Source organism: Pseudacidovorax sp. DMC4, assembly GCF_056314265.1.
Window position 1 is genome coordinate 41,606 of sequence record NZ_JBQUYR010000003.1, and the last position, 16,926, is coordinate 58,531.

The window sequence follows — 16,926 nt, forward strand, 5'->3', positions numbered from 1 at the left end:
GGGCATCGAGAACACGCACGAAAAGCCGCGCCCGACCCGCAGACCGCGCACGGCATGGCGCCGCACGCGGCCAGGGGCCTGGCCGCATCTCGCGCTCTCTTTCATCCGGACTGTGACCGTCGGCTTCGGAATCGCACCGAAATCTGCTGACCCCGCCACCACGGCCCGTCAAGGCTGCAGCGGCGGGCGCTCGCGGGCTCGTGCGGAAGTCGCCTTCCACCATGACCGCCGGTAGGGAATTTCACCCTGCCCTGAGAACGCTTGGCGGCCACCCGAGGGTGACCGCGGGCGGATTCTAGGAGCGGGTCAAAGCCCTTGCTGTCGCCTTCATTCCGCCTGCGCCTCCAGCGTGCGCACCGGCTGGCGGTTGCGCTCGCTGCGGATCACCTGCAGGCCCGAGCCTACCAGCAGCGCGATGCCGGCCCAGGCCCAGGCATTGGGCACGTCGCCCCAGACAGCGTAGCCCAGGCCCACGGCGAAGAGCAGGGCCGAATAGCGGAAGGGCGCGGTGAGCGACACCTCGCCCTGGCGCATGCACTGGATCAGCAGGAAGTAGGCGGTGGCCAGAAAGGCGGAAGACAGCGCCAGCAGCCCGAGCTGCCCGGCCGTGGCCGGCTGCCAGCCCTCGGCCACCGACAGCGCGCCCGACAGCAGGGTGACGGCCAATGCGGTGGAGAGCGTGACCACGATGGAGGGAATGGCCGGATCCAGCCCGCGGGTGAGCAGGTCACGCGTGGCATGGAACAGCGTCGCCGCCAGGCACAGCAGCGCCCAGGCGTTGAAGCCGTCGCCGCGCGGCTGCACCACCAGCAGCACGCCGACGAACCCGATTCCCACGGCCCACCAGCGCGCCGCGCCCGGCCGCTCGCGCAGGAAGATGGCGGCGAACACCGTCATGAAGAGCGGTGCCGCGAGGTTGATGGCGGTGGCGTTGCCCAGCGGCAGCCTGAACAGCGAGAGCAGGTACATCACCGTCGCGCAGGCATCCACGCCGGCGCGCAGCAGCACGCGCGGATGGCGAAGGGCGCCCAGGCGCCGGTGCTCGCCGAGCACGACGGCCACGGCCAGCACCAGCAGCGTGGCCATCAGCCCGCGCAGGAAGATGAGCTGGCCGGCCGGCAGGCCCTGGCTGACGAACTTGCTGAGCGCGTCGTTGACGACGAAGCACGCCATGGCGCCGAGCATGCAGCCGATGGCGCGTCGGCCGCGACGGGTCGGATCGGGGGAGGGGAGGGAAGGCACGGAGGGCGAGGGTAACGCGGCCTCAATCCGTTCACCCTGGGCGCGTCGAAGGGCCGAACGGCGCGCGCCCCTCACACCACGCTGCGATGCCGCTCGATGCAGATGCGCAGCGTCTCCTCCCCGTCGCGCTGCCACCAGTCCTGCGTCGAGAAGATCTCCACCTCGCAGTGCCCCGCGTAGCCCGCGGCCTCGACCCAGCCGCGCAGTTGCCGCAGCTCGATCACGCCGTCGCCCATCATCCCGCGGTCGTTGAGCAGGTCGCGCGTGGGCGTGAGCCAGTCGCACACGTGGTAGGCCAGCAGGCGGTCCCGGCCGGCGCGTGCGGTCTGCGCTTCGAGCTTCGGATCCCACCAGCAGTGGTAGGCATCGAGGGCGACACCCAGCATGCCCGTGCGGTCCGGGTCGAGCGCGTCGCACAGGTCCAGCGCCTGCTCCAGCGTGTTGACGCAGGCCCGTTCCGCGGCCTGCATGGGATGCAGCGGCTCGATGGCCAGCGGCATGCCGACGCTGCGCGCGTACTCCAGCGAGGCGGCGATGCCATCGCGGACCTCGCTGCGGGCGCGGGTAATGTTCTTGTGGATCGGCTTGCCTTCCAGGGCGCCGGGCAGCGCGCCGACCACCAGCACCAGGCAGGGCGCATCCAGCGCCTTGGCCTCGTCGATGGCCCGGCGGTTGTCGTCCAGCGCCGCGCGCAGGCCGGCCGCATCGGCGGCAGGATAGAAGCCGCCGCGGCAGTAGCCCGACAGCTGCATGTCCAGCGCCCGCAGCTGCCGGCCGATGGCCTGCAGCCCGGCGGCGGCCACCTGGTCGCGCCAGGGGCTGATGGCGCGGATGCCCTGCTCGGCGCACTGGTCGATGATGCGCGCCAGCGGCACCTCGGCGCCGCGCTGGCGGCGGAGGGTGGCGGTGTTGATCGACAGCCAGCGGCTGTCCTGCGACAGGTCGCGCATCAGCCCTCCACCCCGTGCGTGGCCAGCAGTGCCTTCATACGCCGCACGGCCAGGTCCGGTTCAGCCAGCAGGTGCGCCGCATCGGCCAGGCGGAACAGCTCGGCCAGGTGCGGCAGCGAGCGCGTGCTCTGCTGCCCGCCCACCATGGTGAAGTGCGACTGGTGGCCGTTGAGCCAGGCCATGAAGACCACGCCCGTCTTGTAGAAGCGCGTGGGCGCCCGGAAGATGTGGCGCGACAGCGGCACCGTCGGCGCCAGGATCTCGTGGAAGCGCGCCGTGTTGCCCTGTGCCAGTGCGGCCAGCGCCGCGCTCGCTGCCGGCGCGATGGCGTCGAAGATGCCCAGCAGCGCATCGCTCTTGCCGTGTGTGGGTTCGGTGCCGGCGCCGTCGCCGGCGATCAGCTCGGCATAGTTGAAGTCGTCGCCGGTGTACATGCGCACGCCGGCGGGAAGCCGGCGGCGCATGGCGATCTCCTTGTCCTTGTCGAGCAGCGAGATCTTGATGCCATCGACCTTGTGCGGATGCGCGGCAATGATGCCCAGGGCCGTGTCCATGGCGGCATCCACATCGGTGGTGCCCCAGTAGCCGGCCAGCGCAGGGTCGAACATGTCGCCCAGCCAGTGCAGCACCACCGGCTGCTTCGCCTGGCTCAGCACCCGGTCGTACACGCGCTCATAGTCGGCGGGGCTCTTCGCCACGCGGGCCAGCGCGCGGCTGGCCATCACGATCAGCTTGCCGCCCAGGGCTTCGATGGCGGCCATCTGCGTCTCGTAGCCCCGGATCACGTCGTCCACTCTGCGCACCTCGGCCAGATCCAGGTGGTCGGTGCCGCAGCCGGAGGCGAGGAAGGCGCCCGGCACGTCGCGCGCGGCGTCGATGGAGCGGCCGATGAGTTCCAGCGACGTGGGCCAGTCCAGGCCCATGCCACGCTGGGCCGTGTCCATGGCCTCGGCCACGCCCAGGCCCAGCGACCACAGGTGGCGGCGGTAGGCCAGGGTGGCGTCCCAGTCGACGGCGCATTGCAGCCACGGGTCGATGGCCGCGAGCGGGTCGGCCACGACGTGCGCGGCCGAGTAGGCGATGCGGTTGAAGCGTGCGCCCGGCTGCGGCTGCACGGGCGCGGCGCCGCTGAGCGTGTAGGGGGCCAGGCGGCCGTCGGCGTCGGGCAGGCGAAGGGTCAGGGCCATGGCGTGTACCTCGGTTCGGCGACCATCAGACCTTGAGCGGCGGCACGTCGATCCAGCGCCGCTCCTTCCAGGAGTCGAGCGCGGCCTCCACCAGCTGCACGCCCTTGGCGCCTTCGGGCAGGGTCCACTTGTAGGGCGCGTCTTCCACCACGTGGCGGATGAAGTGTTCCCACTGGATCTTGAAGCCGTTGTCGTAGGTCTCGACGTCCGGGATCTCCTGCCACTGGTCGAAGAAGTTCATCGTCTGCTTGATGTCCGGGTTCCACACCGGCCGCGGCGTGGCCACGCGGGACTGCGCCCGGCAGCTCTGCAGGCCTGCGACGGCCGAGCCGTCGGTGCCGTCGACGTGGAAGGTCACCAGGTCGTCGCGGCGCACGCGCGTGACCCAGCTCATGTTGATCTGCGCGATCACCGGCTCGCCGTTGTGGCCGGTGAGCTGGCAGGTGGCGTAGGCCGCGTCGTCGGCCGTGGCCTCGTAGGGCTGGCCGGCCTCGTCCCAGCGCTTGGGGATGTGCGTGGTGCCCAGGCAGCTGACCGACTTCACCTCGCCGAACAGGTTGTCGAGCACATAGCGCCAGTGGCACATCATGTCCAGGATCATTCCGCCGCCGTCTTCCTTGCGGTAATTCCAGCTGGGGCGCTGGATCGGCTGCAGGTCGCCTTCGAACACCCAGTACCCGAACTCCAGCCGCACCGACAGCATGCGCCCGAAGAAGCCGGCGCGGCGCAGCATGTCCAGCTTGCGAAGGCCGGGCAGGAAGAGCTTGTCCTGGACGGCGCCGTGCTTGATGCCCTTCGTGCGGCCGGCCTCGTCGGCCAGGCGCGCGATCTCCACCGCCTCGTTGAGGTTGGTGGCGATGGGCTTTTCGCAGTACACGTGCTTGCCGGCGCGGATGGCCTGGGCCAGCAGTTGCGGGCGCATCTGGGTGGTGCCGGCGTCGAAGAAGACGGTGTCTTGCGGATTGGCAAGCGCCACCTCCAGGTCGGTGCCCCAGCGATCGATGCCATGGGCGCGGGCCAGCGCCTCGATCTTCTCGGCATTGCGGCCGATGAGGATGGGGTCGGGCATCACGCGGTCGCCGTTGGCGAGTTGGACACCGCCCTGCGCGCGGATGGCGCAGATGGAGCGGATCAGGTGCTGGTTCATGCCCATGCGTCCGGTGACGCCGTGCATGATCAGTCCGAGTCGTTGTGTGGCCATGGAAGGCTCCTCTCTAGAAATTGCAGGGGAAAGGGGCGGCTCAGACCATCGACGAGGCGTGATCGAGCGGTGCGAGGTGGTCGAAGTGGGGCAGGGCGCCGGTGGCAAAGCCAGGCTGGGCGAACAGCGAGTCCAGCGCGATGGCGCCCTCGCGGATCGCCAGCCGGGGCCGGCCGGCGCTGCACTCGTACAGATCGGGGTGGGCCTTGGCAAAGGCCTGGGCTTCGGCATCCGGTGCGGTACCGAAGCCATCCACGTAGTGGTGGCCGTTGCGCTCCGCATGCGTGAGGCCGAGCAGGGCGGCCCAGGCCAGGTCCTGCTGGACCGACAGGCCGGCCTGGCAGGTGAGGTCTTCGGCCGAAAGGAAAGGCGGCGTGCCATGGGCGCTCGCCTGCTGCTCGCGGCGCGCGCGATTGGCCAGTGCCTTCCAGATGCCTTTGCAGCCTTTGCTGGAGATGCCGGCCCAGCCTGCGGCGCGCGCCTGCACGAAGCTGTCCAGCGCGGCATCGCCCTCGTCCAGCAGCAGCGGAACGGGCAGGCGCAATGCCGCCAGGCCGTCGACGAAGCTGCCGTCGCGCGGCAGCGGCTGCTCCAGGTAGAGCAGCGCCTGCGGCCGCTGCGCCACGCGCGGCAGCGTGCGCAGGCCGTCGGCCAGGTGCGCCAGGCGGTCGATGTCGGCGTATTGCTCGTTGCCGTCGAGCGTGTAGCGGTGCTGCGGGCAGAGGCGGTCCAGCACAGCCAGCACGGCGTCCAGCCGGTCGAGGTCGGCCTGCGGGTCGCCGCCGAGCTTGATCTTGAAGAAGCGGTGGCCGTAGCGGCGGATCACCGCGGGCAGGGTGGCGGGCAGTGCCTGGGCGTCGACGCCGGCCGGCTCGTCGTCCAGCGCATCGAGCATGCCGATGGTGTGGCGGGCCTGCAGCGTGGCAGCCGGATGGCGCGTGCGCAGCCAGCCGTTCCAGTCCCAGCCGGCCAGGTCGGGCAGCAGGGGCGTGTCGGCCAGGCCCGGCAGGTTGCGCGCCAGGGCCTCGTGCACCGGCAACCCGGCGGCGCGGCACAGGGCGTCGAGCACGGCGCGGTCCAGCACGGCCTGGCCGAAGGTGGTGCTCAGGGCGGTCTCGCCAGCGGATCGACCCGCGACGGCCAGAGCGCTGCAGTGCCGCTCGAAGAGACCGAAGGCGCTGGCGGGCTGGTCGTTCTCGTAGGCCTGTGCGGCGCGTGTGAAGGCGGTGGCCAGGTCGGCGATGTTGTGGGCGGCATCGCGCTCGGAGCGCTTGTCGAACCAGCGCGGCACCATCATCTCGGCGGCATGGCCGAATGCGCTGCCGTGGCCGGCCACCTCGACCTCGACCCGCACGAAGAGCTGCGGGCAGCGGGTGAGCGTGACCTGCCCGAAGCGGAAGGGCAGGCGCAACCGCATGTCGCGCACGCCGGCCTCCACCCGCCGCACGCGCAGCGGCAGCCCGGCGCCGGCCGACGATGAACCCGCCTCAGTGCGCATCCAGGTGGCCCTGCGCGTAGAAGTGCGCGCGCAGCTGGCGCGCGTAGGCGGCGAAGGCCTCGGTGCCCATCACGTCCAGCGGACGGGGGCGGGGCAGGTCGATGTCGTAGGTGGCGGCGATGCGGCCGGGCCGCTCGCTCATCACCAGCACGCGGTCGGACAGGAACACCGCCTCCGGAATGCTGTGGGTGATCAGCAGCACCGTCTTGCCCGAGGCCTGCCAGATGCGCTGCAGCTCCAGGTTCATGCGCTCGCGGGTCATGGCGTCCAGCGCACCGAAGGGCTCGTCCATCAGCAGCACGGGCGGGTCGTGCAGCAGGGCGCGCAGGATGGCCACGCGCTGCTGCATGCCGCCCGACAACTGCCACGGGTACTTGTGCTCGAAGCCTTGCAGGCCCGCCATGGCGATCAGCGACTCGGCCCGCTGGCGAGCCGCGGCCATGGGCATGCCGCGGATCTCGGCCTGCAGCAGGATGTTGTCGATCACCCTGCGCCAGGGCAGCAGCAGTGCGCTCTGGAACACGATGCCGACGTCGGTCTGCGGTCCGGTCACCGGCTTGCCCGCCAGCCGCAGCTCGCCGCCGGAGATGGGCAGCAGGCCGGCCACCATCTTCATCAGCGTGCTCTTGCCGCAGCCCGAAGGCCCCACCACCGAGACGAACTCTCCGGCGCGGATCTGGAAGTCCAGCGGCCGCAGCGTCTCGACCTCGCCCTCGCGGGTGCGGTAGACCTTGCGAACGCCTCGGCCTTCGATCAGCACCTGGCCGGTGCGGGCGCCGGCGGCCAGCGGGACGACGTTGGACGGCACGGCACTCATGGATTCGCCTTCGGGGTGGCCAATGCCGCGCTCATTGCGGCAGGAAGTCGTTGGTGACCCAGTCCTGGGCCTTGCCGCGCTGGGCAGCGTCGAGGCCGCCGTACTGCACGAGCAGGTCGAGCGACTCGTCGATGTCCTTCATCGAGGCGCGCAGCGGCCGCAGCTTCTGGGTCTCGGGCGAGTGATAGAGCGGCGTGGTGAGCTTGATGCCGATGATCAGCGTGTCGCGCTGACCGGCCTTGCTGTTGGCCTTGAGCAACGCATCGATGGCGGCCTCCGGCTCCTTCTCGGTGGCCTCGAAGGCGCGCGTGGTGGCGCGCATGAAGCGACGTACCAGGTCGCCCTTGTTGGCCAGCGTGTCCTTGTGGGCCACGATGCCCGAGCTGATCAGGTTGACGCCGTAGTCGGCGAAGCGGATGACCTGCACCGGCTTCTTGGTGGCGTCCTGCACCTTGATGTTCTGGTCCATCAGGTAGCCCAGCAGGAGGTCGGCCTGGCCGTGGATCACGGCATTGAGCTTGGTCTGCGCATCGCCGGAGACCACCTTGTACTGGCCTTCCTGCAGGCCGGTTTTCTTCAGGAACAGCGGCCAGATCTGGCTCATCGAGTCGCCGGGCGTCATGGCCACCGTCTTGCCGACGATGTCCTTGGGCGTCTTGATGTTCTTCTCGGCCAGGCCCATCACCGACATGGGGCTGACCTGCAGGGCCACGCCCACCGCCTTGACCGGCGCGCCCTTGGTGGCGGCCTTGATCATGGTCGGCACGTCCACGTAGCCGAAGGTGGCCGAGTTGGCCGCGACGGCCTGGATCGAGACCGCGGAGCCGCGGCCCTCCTGGATGTCGAGGTCGATGCCCTCGTCGGCATAGAAGCCTCGCTCCTTGCCGATGAAGAAGGGCGCGTGCTCGCTGTACACGTACCAGTTCAAGAGCAGCGTGACCTTGTCGCGCTGCTGCGCGAAGGCAGGCGCGGCCATGCTGGCGGCCAGGGCGGCGGTAGCGGCCGCGCGCAGAAGGTGTCGACGTTCCATGCAAGTGTCTCCTTGAAGGGCGAAGGCGAAAGGGGGCGGCGTCGATCAGGCCGTGGCCTGAAGGTCGTGGCGCTGCGAGGCGTGCCAGGGCATGAGCCATCGCTCCACCACCTCGACCGCCAGGAACAGCAGCACACCCATCATCGAAAGCACCACCAGCGCCGCGAACATCAGCGGCAGGTCGAAGGTGCCCGTGGCGCGCTGCAGCACGAAGCCGATGCCTGAGTTGGCGCCGACGAATTCGCCGACCACCGCGCCCACCACGGCCAGCGTGACCGACACCTTCAGTCCGCTGAAGATGGCGGGCAGGGCTTGCGGCAGGCGGAACTTGAGGAAGATCTTGAGCGGGTTGGCGCCCATCGAGCGGGCCAGGTCGATCACGTCCGGCTCCACCGACTTGAAGCCCTGCACCGTGGACACGACCACGGGGAAGAAGCCCAGGAGGAAGGCGGCGATGACCTTGGGCACGATGCCGAAGCCGAACCACACGACGAACAGCGGTGCCACCGCCACCTTGGGCACGGACTGCGAGAACACGAGCAGCGGGTAGACGAAGCTCTCGACCGTTCGCGAATAGGCGATCCACATCGCGATCGGCACGCCGATCACCGCCGAGGCGATGAAGCCACCCAGCGTGGCATAGAGCGTGGGCAGGCTCTGCTGCAGCAGCATCGGCCACTCCGCCACCAACTGCTTGACCACGGCGGCCGGCGGCGGGATCAGGTAGGGCGGGATCGAAAAGATGCGCACGGCCAGGTCCCACAGCAACAGCAGCAGCACGAGCAGCCAGACGGGGCGCGTGGCCGGATGCATGAGCCAGCGTTGCAGCTCGAAGCGCGGGCGGGCAGAGGGGGGCGATCCATCCATCACGACACCTGCAGCTTCAGCGAGTGGTCATAGGGCAGGGCCGGCTTCGCGAAATGGTTGGTGTTGCTCACGAAGTGCAGCGCGCAGGCCCGGCGCCAGTGGCGGCTCTGGTTGGGGCCGGAGTAGTGGAAGGTGTTGCCATGGTGGAAGCTCACCCCGCCTTTGCGCACCGGCGCGGGGGTCATCGGCTGGCGGTCCAGGATCTCGTGCGGCACCTGCAGGTTGTAGGGCTCGTTCTCCGGCGCGAAGTGTTCGTACACCGGCCCCAGGTTGGTGCCGTCGCCGTAGTAGAGGCAGCCGTTCTCCAGCGTGGCATCGTCCAGGGCGATCCAGGCGGTCACCATGCCCTCCGGATCCTCGGGGCCGAAGTAGAAGTTGTCCTGGTGCGCTGGCTTGGGGCCACCCCCTTCGGGCGGCTTGAAGAAGATCTGGCTGAAGTACACCGACACGCCCGGGCCGATCAGCGTCTCCACCAGATCGAGCAGTCGTCGGTCGCGCGCCAGGGCCTGCACGGCCATGCGCTGGGTGTGGGGGTTGTCCAGCTTGCGCAACACGGTGCGGGCCTGAACGCCGCCGTCGACGTACCAGGCGCGCTGCTCGGGCGGCAGGGCGCCCAGGAAGGACTCGCCCCAGGCCTCGATGTCGTGCACCACGGCATCCATCTCGGTCGGGGTGAACACGCCATTGACCGTCAGGTGGCCATGGTGCCGGTAATAGGCGGCGTCGTACGCGTCCATCATGGGACTTCGCTCCTCGAGGTTTGGAAGGCGGAAGGGGCCGGGGCGGCGGCGCCGCCGCCGTACGTCACTGCTGGGCCGCCAGGCCGGCGGCCTTGACCACCGAAGCGTTGCTGGCGATCTCGTCCTTGATGTAGGCGTCGAACTGCTCGGGCTTGAGCGTCCAGGTGTCGGCGCCCAGCTTGGCGAAGCGCTCCTTGACCTCGGGCGTGGCCAGGGCCTTGAGCACCTCGGCATGCAGCCGCTCGATCACGGGGCGCGGTGTCTTGGCCGGGGCCATCATGCCGATCCAGAAGTTGAATTCGGAGCCGGGCACGCCGGCTTCGGCCGTGGTCGGCACGTCGGGCAGGGCGCTGGCGCGTTGCGGCGATCCCACCGCAAGGGCCAGCAACTGGCCTTCGCGGATCTGCCCGATCACGGGGGCGATGGGCGAGAAGTAGTAGTCGACGCGGCCGGCCAGCACCTCGGTGACGGCCTCGGCCGAGCCCTTGAAGGGAATGTTGGTCGCATCGATGCGCGCCGCCAGCTTGAACTTCTCGGCATTGAGGTGCGTGGCGCTGCCCTGGCCGGCCGAGGCGAAGTTGAGCTTGCCCGGCTGGGCGCGGGCAGCGGCCAGCAGGTCGCCCAGCGTGCGGTAGCCCTTCTGCGGCGACACCACCAGCGCATTGGACAGCGAGGAGATCGGTGTCACGCCTGCGAAGTCGCGCACCGTGTCGAAGGGCAGCTTGGCGAAGGTGGACGGGCTGACGGTGTGCGAGGACGAATGGATCATCACCGTGTAGCCGTCCGGCGCGGCCGAGGCGACGGCCGCCTGCCCGATGGTGCCGCTCGCGCCGCCGCGGTTGTCGATGACCAGCTGCTGGCCCATGCTCTGGCTCATCTTGTCGGTGATGGCGCGGGCAATGATGTCGGTGGTGCTGCCGGCCGCAAAGGGCACGATCACGCGGATCGGCTTGCTAGGGTAGGCGGCCTCGGCAAGCGCGGGCACCGGGGCGACGGACAGGGTGAAAGCGGCCGCCAGGGCGGCGCCGGCAACGAAGCGCATCGGTCTTGTCTCCTGTTTTATTCACCAATTGGTGAATTTAGGAGATTCTGTCTCCGGGGCTCTCGCGCCGTCAACGCGTCGTCGTCGGTAGATACCCGGGTCAGTGCATCAGGTAGCCCAGCACCAGTTCCGTCATGTGCGACAGCCGCTGCGCCATGGCCTTGGGCGCGCGCAGGTCACGCCCGAAGATGGCCGAGAGCGTGTGGTTGTTCGACAGGTAGAAGTAGCACAGCGAGGCGATCGAGATGTAGAGCTGGATGGGGTCGACGCCCGCACGGAAGACGCCCGAACGGCGGCCTCGCTCGACCACGCCGTCCAGCAGCTGCACCAGCGGCGAGTTCATCTCCTGGATGCGGTCGGAGCGGCGCAGATGCTCGGCGCGGTGCAGGTTCTCGCTGTTGAGCAGGGTGATGAACTCCGGATGCTCCAGGTAGTAGTGCCAGGTGAAGGAGATCAGGCGCCGCACCGCCTCCACCGGTTCGACCTCGTCCAGGTGCAGCTGCTGCTCGGCCGTCCGGATGTCGGCATAGACGCGTTCGAGCACGGCCAGGAACAGTTCGTCCTTGCTGCCGAAGTAGTAGTAGATGAGGCGCTTGTTCACATCGGCGCGTTCGGCGATGCGGTCCATCCGTGCGCCGGCAAGGCCGTGTCCGGCGAACTCCTCGCGCGCAGCCAGCAGGATGGCGGCCTGCGAGCGGTCGGCATCGCGCAGGCGCGTTTCGGAGAGGGTGGGATCGTCGCTCATCTTCTAATTCACTATATGGTTAACTAAGCGCGCCGGCAACGCGGGCTGCCGATAATCGCCCAACTTTCTGCAGCTTCCGGCGCCCGCGCCTCACTTCACCTCATGACCGCTTCCCGTCCCGCCGGCCATCTGCTGGTCGAATGCCTCGTCGCCCAAGGTGTTTCCCATGTGTTCGGCGTGCCGGGCGAAAGCTTTCTGGCGGCGCTCGACGGCTTCCATGACCACGAGGCGCAGATCCGCTTCGTGGCCTGCCGGCAGGAAGGCGGTGCCGCCTTCATGGCCGAGGCCCACGGCAAGCTGAGCGGGCGTCCGGGCGTGTGCTTCGTGACGCGCGGGCCGGGCGCCACCAACGCATCCATCGGCGTGCATACCGCCTTCCAGGATTCGACGCCGATGGTGCTGCTGGTCGGGGATGTGGGCAGCGATTTCCGCGACCGCGAGGCCTTCCAGGAGGTGGACTTCGCCAGTTTCTTCGGTCCCAGCACGAAGGGTTTCGCCAAGCGGGTCGAGCGCGTGGACGATGCCGATCGCTTGCCGGAGTACGTGGCCCGTGCCTTCGCGACCGCGATGAGCGGCCGCCCGGGCCCGGTGGTTTTGGTGCTGCCCGAGGACATGCTGCGGGCGCCCACGACTGCCCGGCCGTTGCCGCGCGTCGAACCGCCGCAGGCCTGGGCCGACCCGGGCGCGCTTCGCACCCTGCGCACGATGCTGCTGGCCGCCGAGCGGCCGCTCGTCATTGTGGGCGGTGGTGGCTGGACGCCGCAGGCCGCCCAGGCGCTGCAGCGCTTTGCCGAGAACTGGCAACTGCCGGTGGCCAATGCCTTCCGCTTCCAGGACACCTTCGACAACCACCATCCGCTCTACGCCGGCGACGTGGGCATCGCCATCAACCCGCGCCTGGCGGCGCATGTGCGCGAGAGTGACCTTGTGATCGCCATCGGTCCGCGGCTGGGCGAGATGACTACGGGCGGCTACACGCTGCTGGAGGCGCCGCGAAGTTGCCAGAAGCTGGTGCATTTCCACGCCAGCGGGGAAGAGCTTCACCGCGTGTACCAGGCCGACCTGGCGTTCAACACCACCATGAATGCCGCGGCCCGTGCGCTGGAAGTGCTGACCGCCCCGCCGGAGGTGCCTTGGGCCGGCTGGGCGCAGCAGCTGCACGCCAGCTACGAGGCCAACCTGGTGCCGCAACCACTGCCCGGCCCTGTCGACATGGCCGCCATCGTCGGCGTCGTGCAGAAGCGCCTGCCCGCCGATGCGGTGGTGACCAATGGCGCCGGCAACTTCGCCAGCTGGATGCACCGCTTTTTTCGCCACCATGGCCTGGCCAAGGGCTTCAAGACGCAGCTCGCGCCCACCAGCGGCGCGATGGGCTACGGCGTGCCGGCGGGCATCGCCGCCAGCATCGTGTCGGGCCGGGTGGCCTTCACCGTGGCGGGCGACGGCGACTTTCTGATGAACGGCCAGGAACTGGCCACGGCCATGCAGCACGGTGGCCGCAGCATCGTGGTGCTGCTCAACAACGGAATGTTCGGCACCATCCGCATGCACCAGGAGCGCGAGTACCCCACGCGCATCAGCGGGACGGCCCTGGGCAATCCGGATTTCTGCGCACTCGGCCGCGCCTACGGCTATGCGTCGGAACGCGTGACGCGCACAGAGGACTTCGAGGCGGCGTTGTTGCGCGCGCTGGAGGCGCCGACCGGCACGCTGATCGAGATTCCGCTCGACCCCGAAGTGATCACTACGCGCACGACGCTCGGCGCGATCCGGGAGGCTGCCATCGCCAAGGGCGCGGCTGCTGGCTGACGTGCTGAACGGCCGGGTGTCGGCTTTTTCGATCCAGGCCCACTGTCAGGCCCGATAGGCAAAGAAAAAGGGACGTGCATTGCACGTCCCTTTCTGCTGGCCGGAAGGCGCGTCTTACTTGACGTGCGAGCCGATCAGCGAGGCCAGTTCGAACATCGAGACCTGGGCCTTGCCGAAGATTTCCTTCAGCTTGGCGTCGGCGTTGATCATCCGCTTGTTGGCCTTGTCCTGCAGGTTGTTCTTCTTGATGTAGTCCCACAGCTTGCTCACGATGGCAGTGCGGGGCAGCGGGGTGCTGCCGACCACGGCGGCCAGCGCGGGGCTGGGGGTGAGGGCCTTCATGAAGGCGGCGTTGGGGGTGCGCTTGGCCGCGACCTTCTTGGCGGCAGCCTTCTTCGCCGGTGCGGCGGCCGTCTTGGTCGGAGCCGCCTTCTTCGCCGGAGCCGCCTTCTTTGCGGGCGCGGCGGCCTTCTTCGCTGGCGCCTTCGCCGGAGCTTTCTTTGCAGTTGCCATGGTTGAGTCCTTGTCGTTGGATAGATGCAGTCTTCCCAATGAAAACGGTGTCTTCCTGGGTGTCCCTGATGCTAATGGAGAAGAAACGCCTTTCCAAGGGAGAACAAGGCTTTTCAAAGGGGCGCGTTGCTTTTTTCCGAGAGAAACAGGCCCGCGTCGCTCAAAGCTGCGTTTGCGTCGTCCGGCTGCTGCGCGAAGGCCATGTGGCCAGCACGACGCCGGCCAGCGCGGCAGCAAAGGCCAACAGTTGCAACGCCGACAGCGACTCGCCGAGCACGAACACGCCCACGAGCGCCGCCGCCACCGGCAACATCACCGTGAACACACCGGCCTGCGAGGCTGGCACGCCGCCCTTCAGTCCGGTCATCCAGAGCCACACCGTCCAGATGCTGGCCGCCAGGGCGTAGGCCACCAGCAGCATCCACATGCCCGCCGGAACCGCGGCGAAGTCGAAGTTCCAGGCCAGCGCGACGCCAAACGGGGTGCTCAGCGCAAAGCCCCACAGGTTGATCAGTGCGGAGATGCGGCGAGGCCCCAGCCGACCCGTGAGCGATTTGCCGATGACCGCATAGGCCGCTTCGCACAGCACCGCGCAGAACACCAGCAGGTTGCCGAGCCACGGCATGGCAGGCCCACCACCCGTGGCATCCGCATGGGCCTGATGGGGTGCCAGCGCCAGCAGGCCGATGCCCGCGGCGGCGCAGCCGATGGCTGCCACCACCCGCGCGCCGATGCGCTCGCGCAGGAACAGCCAACTGCCGATGGCCACCATCGCGGGAATGGCCGCCATGATCACGCCCGCCGAGACCGCGCTCGTCATGCGCACGCCGAACAGCATGAAGATGGAGAAGAGGAAGTTGCCGAGGAAGGATTCGAGGAACACCAGCCCGCGCGTTCGCCCGGTCATCGGCGGCTCGTCGGCGGGCTTGCGCAGCCAGTGCGGCATCGCGAGTGCGGCGATGCCGAAGCGCAGCCAGGCTAGCAGCAGCACGGGAAAGGTCGCCACCAGTGGCTTGGACAGCGCCACATAGCTGCCGACGAGCGTCATGCTGAGCGCCAGGCAACCATAGGAAAGCAGGCGATGGGACGAGGTCGGCGCAGAGGAGGGCGTCACTAGACTGTTCTTTCTTTCCTTCATGCCCCGCGCTAGCGGGGCGGTCGATCATGCCTGAGCCCCTGAACACCTTCCTTCCGGATCGCTCCCCGGCGCAGCCACGCACCGTGTTCGTCTATGGCACCTTGCGGCGCGGGGGCAGCAATGACATCCATCGCTTCGGACCACCGGCCCCGCGCTTCGGCGGCACAGGCTGCATCGCCGGTGTACTGCACGACCTGGGGCCGTATCCGGGTGTGGTACTCGGGGGAGTCGGCCTGGTCGTAGGCGAGGTGTACGAGGTCGCGCCGGAGGTCGAGCGCGCACTCGATGCGCTGGAGGAGGTCCAGGGTGACGACGAAGGCGAGTACCGCCGGCGCCACGTGTCGGTTGCGCTCAACGGGGGCCGGCAGGTCACGTGCCTGGTCTACGAGATCCATCCCCGGCATGTCCGCGGGACGCCGGTGATTCCTTCCGGCGACTGGATCGCGCATTGGCAGGCGCGACAAGGGCGCGGATGAGCGATGGCTCCATGAGGTCAAGGCTCCGTCTTTTTGCCCGCGGTGCACCTGTGGGCTTGCGCGTGGCCGCCGTTCGATGGCCAGGGGCTTCGCCTTCCACGCAAGGAAAAGGCATTTCTCATGGTGAGATGAGGCGGTGGACGGACGCACTTTCGTCTTTCATGACAAAGAAGTTGATTTCTTGATGCGGAATTCGTTCTCTAACTCATTGAATTCATTGGACTAAAAAAAGTCTTATATAAGACATAAGACACAAGAGGTGCTCGTACAGTAGAGGCCAAGCAGCGATCTCGCCGCCGAGCCTTCCGACCACGCATTGCAACCTTGGAGTCCAGCACCATGCCTCAAGCCATCACCGAACAACTCAGCCGCGACCAGCAAATCAGCGCCCTCGAGAAGGACTGGGCGACCAACCCGCGCTGGAAGGGCGTGAAGCGTGGCTACAGCGCCGCCGACGTGGTCCGCCTGCGCGGCTCGGTGCCGATCGAATACACGCTGGCCCAGCGCGGCGCCGAGAAGCTGTGGGAGAAGATCAACGGCGGTGCCAAGAAGGGCTACGTCAACGCCTTCGGCGCCATCACCGCAGGCCAGGCCATGCAGCAGGCCAAGGCCGGCCTGGAGGCCGTGTACCTGTCGGGCTGGCAGGTCGCTGCCGACGGCAACACGTCCGAGACCATGTATCCCGACCAGTCGCTCTACGCGTACGACTCGGTGCCCACCATGGTCCGCCGCATCAACAACACCTTCAAGCGTGCCGACGAGATCCAGTGGGGCCGTGGCATCAACCCCGGCGATGCGGAGTTCGTCGACTACTTCCTGCCCATCGTGGCCGATGCCGAAGCCGGCTTTGGCGGCGTGCTCAACGCCTTCGAGCTGATGAAGAACATGATCGCGGCCGGCGCTGCAGGCGTGCACTTCGAAGACCAGCTGGCCGCCGTCAAGAAGTGCGGCCACATGGGCGGCAAGGTGCTGGTGCCCACGCAGGAGGCCGTCGAGAAGCTGATCGCCGCGCGTTTTGCCGCTGACGTGATGGGTGTGCCTTCGATCGTGCTGGCCCGCACGGACGCCGAGGCTGCCAACCTGATCACCAGCGACCACGACGCCAACGACAAGCCCTTCCTGACGGGCGAACGCACGCAGGAAGGTTTCTTCCGCGTCAAGAACGGCCTGGAGCAGTCCATCAGCCGCGGCGTCGCCTACGCGCCCTATGCCGACCTGGTGTGGTGCGAGACCGGTGTGCCCGACATCGGCTTCGCCCGCGAGTTCGCCCAGGCCGTGCATGCCGCCTGCCCAGGCAAGCTGCTGAGCTACAACTGCTCGCCCTCGTTCAACTGGAAGAAGAACCTGAACGAAAAGCAGATTGCCTCGTTCCAGGAAGACCTGTCGGCGCTCGGCTACAAGTTCCAGTTCATCACGCTGGCCGGCATCCACATCAACTGGTTCCAGACCTTCCAGTTCGCCCATGCCTATGCCCGCGGCGAAGGCATGAAGCACTACACCGAGATGGTGCAGGAGCCCGAGTTCGCCGCGCGCGAGAAGGGCTACACCTTCGTGTCGCACCAGCAGGAGGTCGGCGCTGGTTATTTCGATGACGTGACCACCGTCATCCAGGGCGGCTCGTCCAGCGTGAAGGCGCTGACGGGCTCGACGGAGGAAGAGCAGTTCCACTGA

General features: G+C 68.3%; 16 protein-coding genes and 1 riboswitch. Of the genes, 3 read left to right on the top strand and 13 right to left on the bottom strand.

Features of this window, described 5'->3' with window-relative positions; genetic code table 11:
- Positions 1-89: 89 nt before the first annotated feature.
- Positions 90-263, bottom strand: a riboswitch (FMN riboswitch).
- 64 nt (positions 264-327) lie between these two features.
- From ACT54X_RS06745 to ACT54X_RS06795, 11 genes are all read right to left on the bottom strand, one after another.
- Positions 328-1,242 (bottom strand): DMT family transporter, encoded by a 915-nt coding sequence (locus tag ACT54X_RS06745; RefSeq protein ID WP_294370317.1) that lies wholly within the window; start codon positions 1,240-1,242, stop codon positions 328-330.
- 71 nt (positions 1,243-1,313) lie between these two features.
- Complete coding sequence (locus tag ACT54X_RS06750; protein WP_294370314.1) at positions 1,314-2,192, bottom strand: sugar phosphate isomerase/epimerase family protein; 879 nt, start codon at positions 2,190-2,192, stop codon at positions 1,314-1,316.
- Positions 2,192-3,379 carry a dihydrodipicolinate synthase family protein gene (locus tag ACT54X_RS06755; protein WP_476345694.1) on the bottom strand — a complete coding sequence of 396 codons (1,188 nt, stop codon included), beginning with the start codon at positions 3,377-3,379 and terminating at the stop codon, positions 2,192-2,194. Before ACT54X_RS06755 ends, ACT54X_RS06750 begins: the two co-directional genes overlap by 1 nt.
- Positions 3,380-3,404: 25 nt before the next feature.
- A complete protein-coding gene (locus ACT54X_RS06760; protein ID WP_294370311.1) occupies positions 3,405-4,580 on the bottom strand; it encodes a Gfo/Idh/MocA family protein in 1,176 nt (391 codons plus the stop codon).
- Positions 4,581-4,620: 40 nt separating this feature from the next.
- Positions 4,621-6,078 carry an enolase-like domain-containing protein gene (locus tag ACT54X_RS06765; protein ID WP_294370309.1) on the bottom strand — a complete coding sequence of 486 codons (1,458 nt, stop codon included), beginning with the start codon at positions 6,076-6,078 and terminating at the stop codon, positions 4,621-4,623.
- Positions 6,068-6,895, bottom strand: a complete 828-nt coding sequence (locus ACT54X_RS06770) for an ABC transporter ATP-binding protein (protein ID WP_294370308.1) — start codon at positions 6,893-6,895, stop codon at positions 6,068-6,070. The genes ACT54X_RS06765 and ACT54X_RS06770 overlap by 11 nt, the downstream gene beginning before the upstream one ends.
- Positions 6,896-6,926: 31 nt before the next feature.
- Positions 6,927-7,925, bottom strand: coding sequence for an ABC transporter substrate-binding protein (locus ACT54X_RS06775; protein ID WP_294370306.1), 999 nt, complete (start codon positions 7,923-7,925; stop codon positions 6,927-6,929).
- 45 nt (positions 7,926-7,970) lie between these two features.
- A complete protein-coding gene (locus ACT54X_RS06780) occupies positions 7,971-8,792 on the bottom strand; it encodes an ABC transporter permease (protein WP_294370304.1) in 822 nt (273 codons plus the stop codon).
- Entirely contained in the window at positions 8,792-9,532 is a 741-nt protein-coding gene (locus ACT54X_RS06785) for a phytanoyl-CoA dioxygenase family protein (protein ID WP_294370302.1), read from the bottom strand. The genes ACT54X_RS06780 and ACT54X_RS06785 overlap by 1 nt, the downstream gene beginning before the upstream one ends.
- A 64-nt stretch (positions 9,533-9,596) precedes the next feature.
- Entirely contained in the window at positions 9,597-10,574 is a 978-nt protein-coding gene (locus tag ACT54X_RS06790; protein WP_294370300.1) for a tripartite tricarboxylate transporter substrate binding protein, read from the bottom strand.
- Positions 10,575-10,674: 100 nt separating this feature from the next.
- Complete coding sequence (locus ACT54X_RS06795; protein ID WP_294370297.1) at positions 10,675-11,319, bottom strand: TetR/AcrR family transcriptional regulator; 645 nt, start codon at positions 11,317-11,319, stop codon at positions 10,675-10,677.
- Positions 11,320-11,421: 102 nt separating this feature from the next.
- Between ACT54X_RS06795 and ACT54X_RS06800 the strand changes: the two genes are divergently transcribed.
- Positions 11,422-13,128, top strand: a complete 1,707-nt coding sequence (locus tag ACT54X_RS06800; RefSeq protein WP_294370293.1) for a thiamine pyrophosphate-binding protein — start codon at positions 11,422-11,424, stop codon at positions 13,126-13,128.
- Between the two features lie 114 nt (positions 13,129-13,242).
- On the opposite strand, the gene ACT54X_RS06805 is transcribed toward ACT54X_RS06800, so the two are convergent.
- Complete coding sequence (locus tag ACT54X_RS06805; RefSeq protein WP_294370290.1) at positions 13,243-13,641, bottom strand: SWIB/MDM2 domain-containing protein; 399 nt, start codon at positions 13,639-13,641, stop codon at positions 13,243-13,245.
- A gap of 160 nt (positions 13,642-13,801) precedes the next feature.
- Entirely contained in the window at positions 13,802-14,689 is an 888-nt protein-coding gene (locus ACT54X_RS06810; protein WP_294370288.1) for a DMT family transporter, read from the bottom strand.
- A gap of 116 nt (positions 14,690-14,805) precedes the next feature.
- Between ACT54X_RS06810 and ACT54X_RS06815 the strand changes: the two genes are divergently transcribed.
- Positions 14,806-15,255 carry a gamma-glutamylcyclotransferase family protein gene (locus ACT54X_RS06815; RefSeq protein ID WP_294370286.1) on the top strand — a complete coding sequence of 150 codons (450 nt, stop codon included), beginning with the start codon at positions 14,806-14,808 and terminating at the stop codon, positions 15,253-15,255.
- 339 nt (positions 15,256-15,594) lie between these two features.
- Positions 15,595-16,926, top strand: coding sequence for an isocitrate lyase (aceA, locus tag ACT54X_RS06820; RefSeq protein ID WP_043113209.1), 1,332 nt, complete (start codon positions 15,595-15,597; stop codon positions 16,924-16,926).

Coding starts and splice junctions, on each gene's coding strand:
- ACT54X_RS06775 (WP_294370306.1), bottom strand. CDS start 7,925: ATGGAACGTCGACACCTTCTGCGCGCGGCCGCTACCGCCGCCCTGGCC.
- ACT54X_RS06755 (WP_476345694.1), bottom strand. CDS start 3,379: ATGGCCCTGACCCTTCGCCTGCCCGACGCCGACGGCCGCCTGGCCCCC.
- ACT54X_RS06800 (WP_294370293.1), top strand. CDS start 11,422: ATGACCGCTTCCCGTCCCGCCGGCCATCTGCTGGTCGAATGCCTCGTC.
- ACT54X_RS06780 (WP_294370304.1), bottom strand. CDS start 8,792: ATGGATGGATCGCCCCCCTCTGCCCGCCCGCGCTTCGAGCTGCAACGC.
- ACT54X_RS06765 (WP_294370309.1), bottom strand. CDS start 6,078: ATGCGCACTGAGGCGGGTTCATCGTCGGCCGGCGCCGGGCTGCCGCTG.
- ACT54X_RS06790 (WP_294370300.1), bottom strand. CDS start 10,574: ATGCGCTTCGTTGCCGGCGCCGCCCTGGCGGCCGCTTTCACCCTGTCC.
- ACT54X_RS06785 (WP_294370302.1), bottom strand. CDS start 9,532: ATGATGGACGCGTACGACGCCGCCTATTACCGGCACCATGGCCACCTG.
- ACT54X_RS06760 (WP_294370311.1), bottom strand. CDS start 4,580: ATGGCCACACAACGACTCGGACTGATCATGCACGGCGTCACCGGACGC.
- ACT54X_RS06770 (WP_294370308.1), bottom strand. CDS start 6,895: ATGAGTGCCGTGCCGTCCAACGTCGTCCCGCTGGCCGCCGGCGCCCGC.
- ACT54X_RS06750 (WP_294370314.1), bottom strand. CDS start 2,192: ATGCGCGACCTGTCGCAGGACAGCCGCTGGCTGTCGATCAACACCGCC.
- aceA (WP_043113209.1), top strand. CDS start 15,595: ATGCCTCAAGCCATCACCGAACAACTCAGCCGCGACCAGCAAATCAGC.
- ACT54X_RS06795 (WP_294370297.1), bottom strand. CDS start 11,319: ATGAGCGACGATCCCACCCTCTCCGAAACGCGCCTGCGCGATGCCGAC.
- ACT54X_RS06810 (WP_294370288.1), bottom strand. CDS start 14,689: ATGACGCTCGTCGGCAGCTATGTGGCGCTGTCCAAGCCACTGGTGGCG.
- ACT54X_RS06805 (WP_294370290.1), bottom strand. CDS start 13,641: ATGGCAACTGCAAAGAAAGCTCCGGCGAAGGCGCCAGCGAAGAAGGCC.
- ACT54X_RS06815 (WP_294370286.1), top strand. CDS start 14,806: ATGCCTGAGCCCCTGAACACCTTCCTTCCGGATCGCTCCCCGGCGCAG.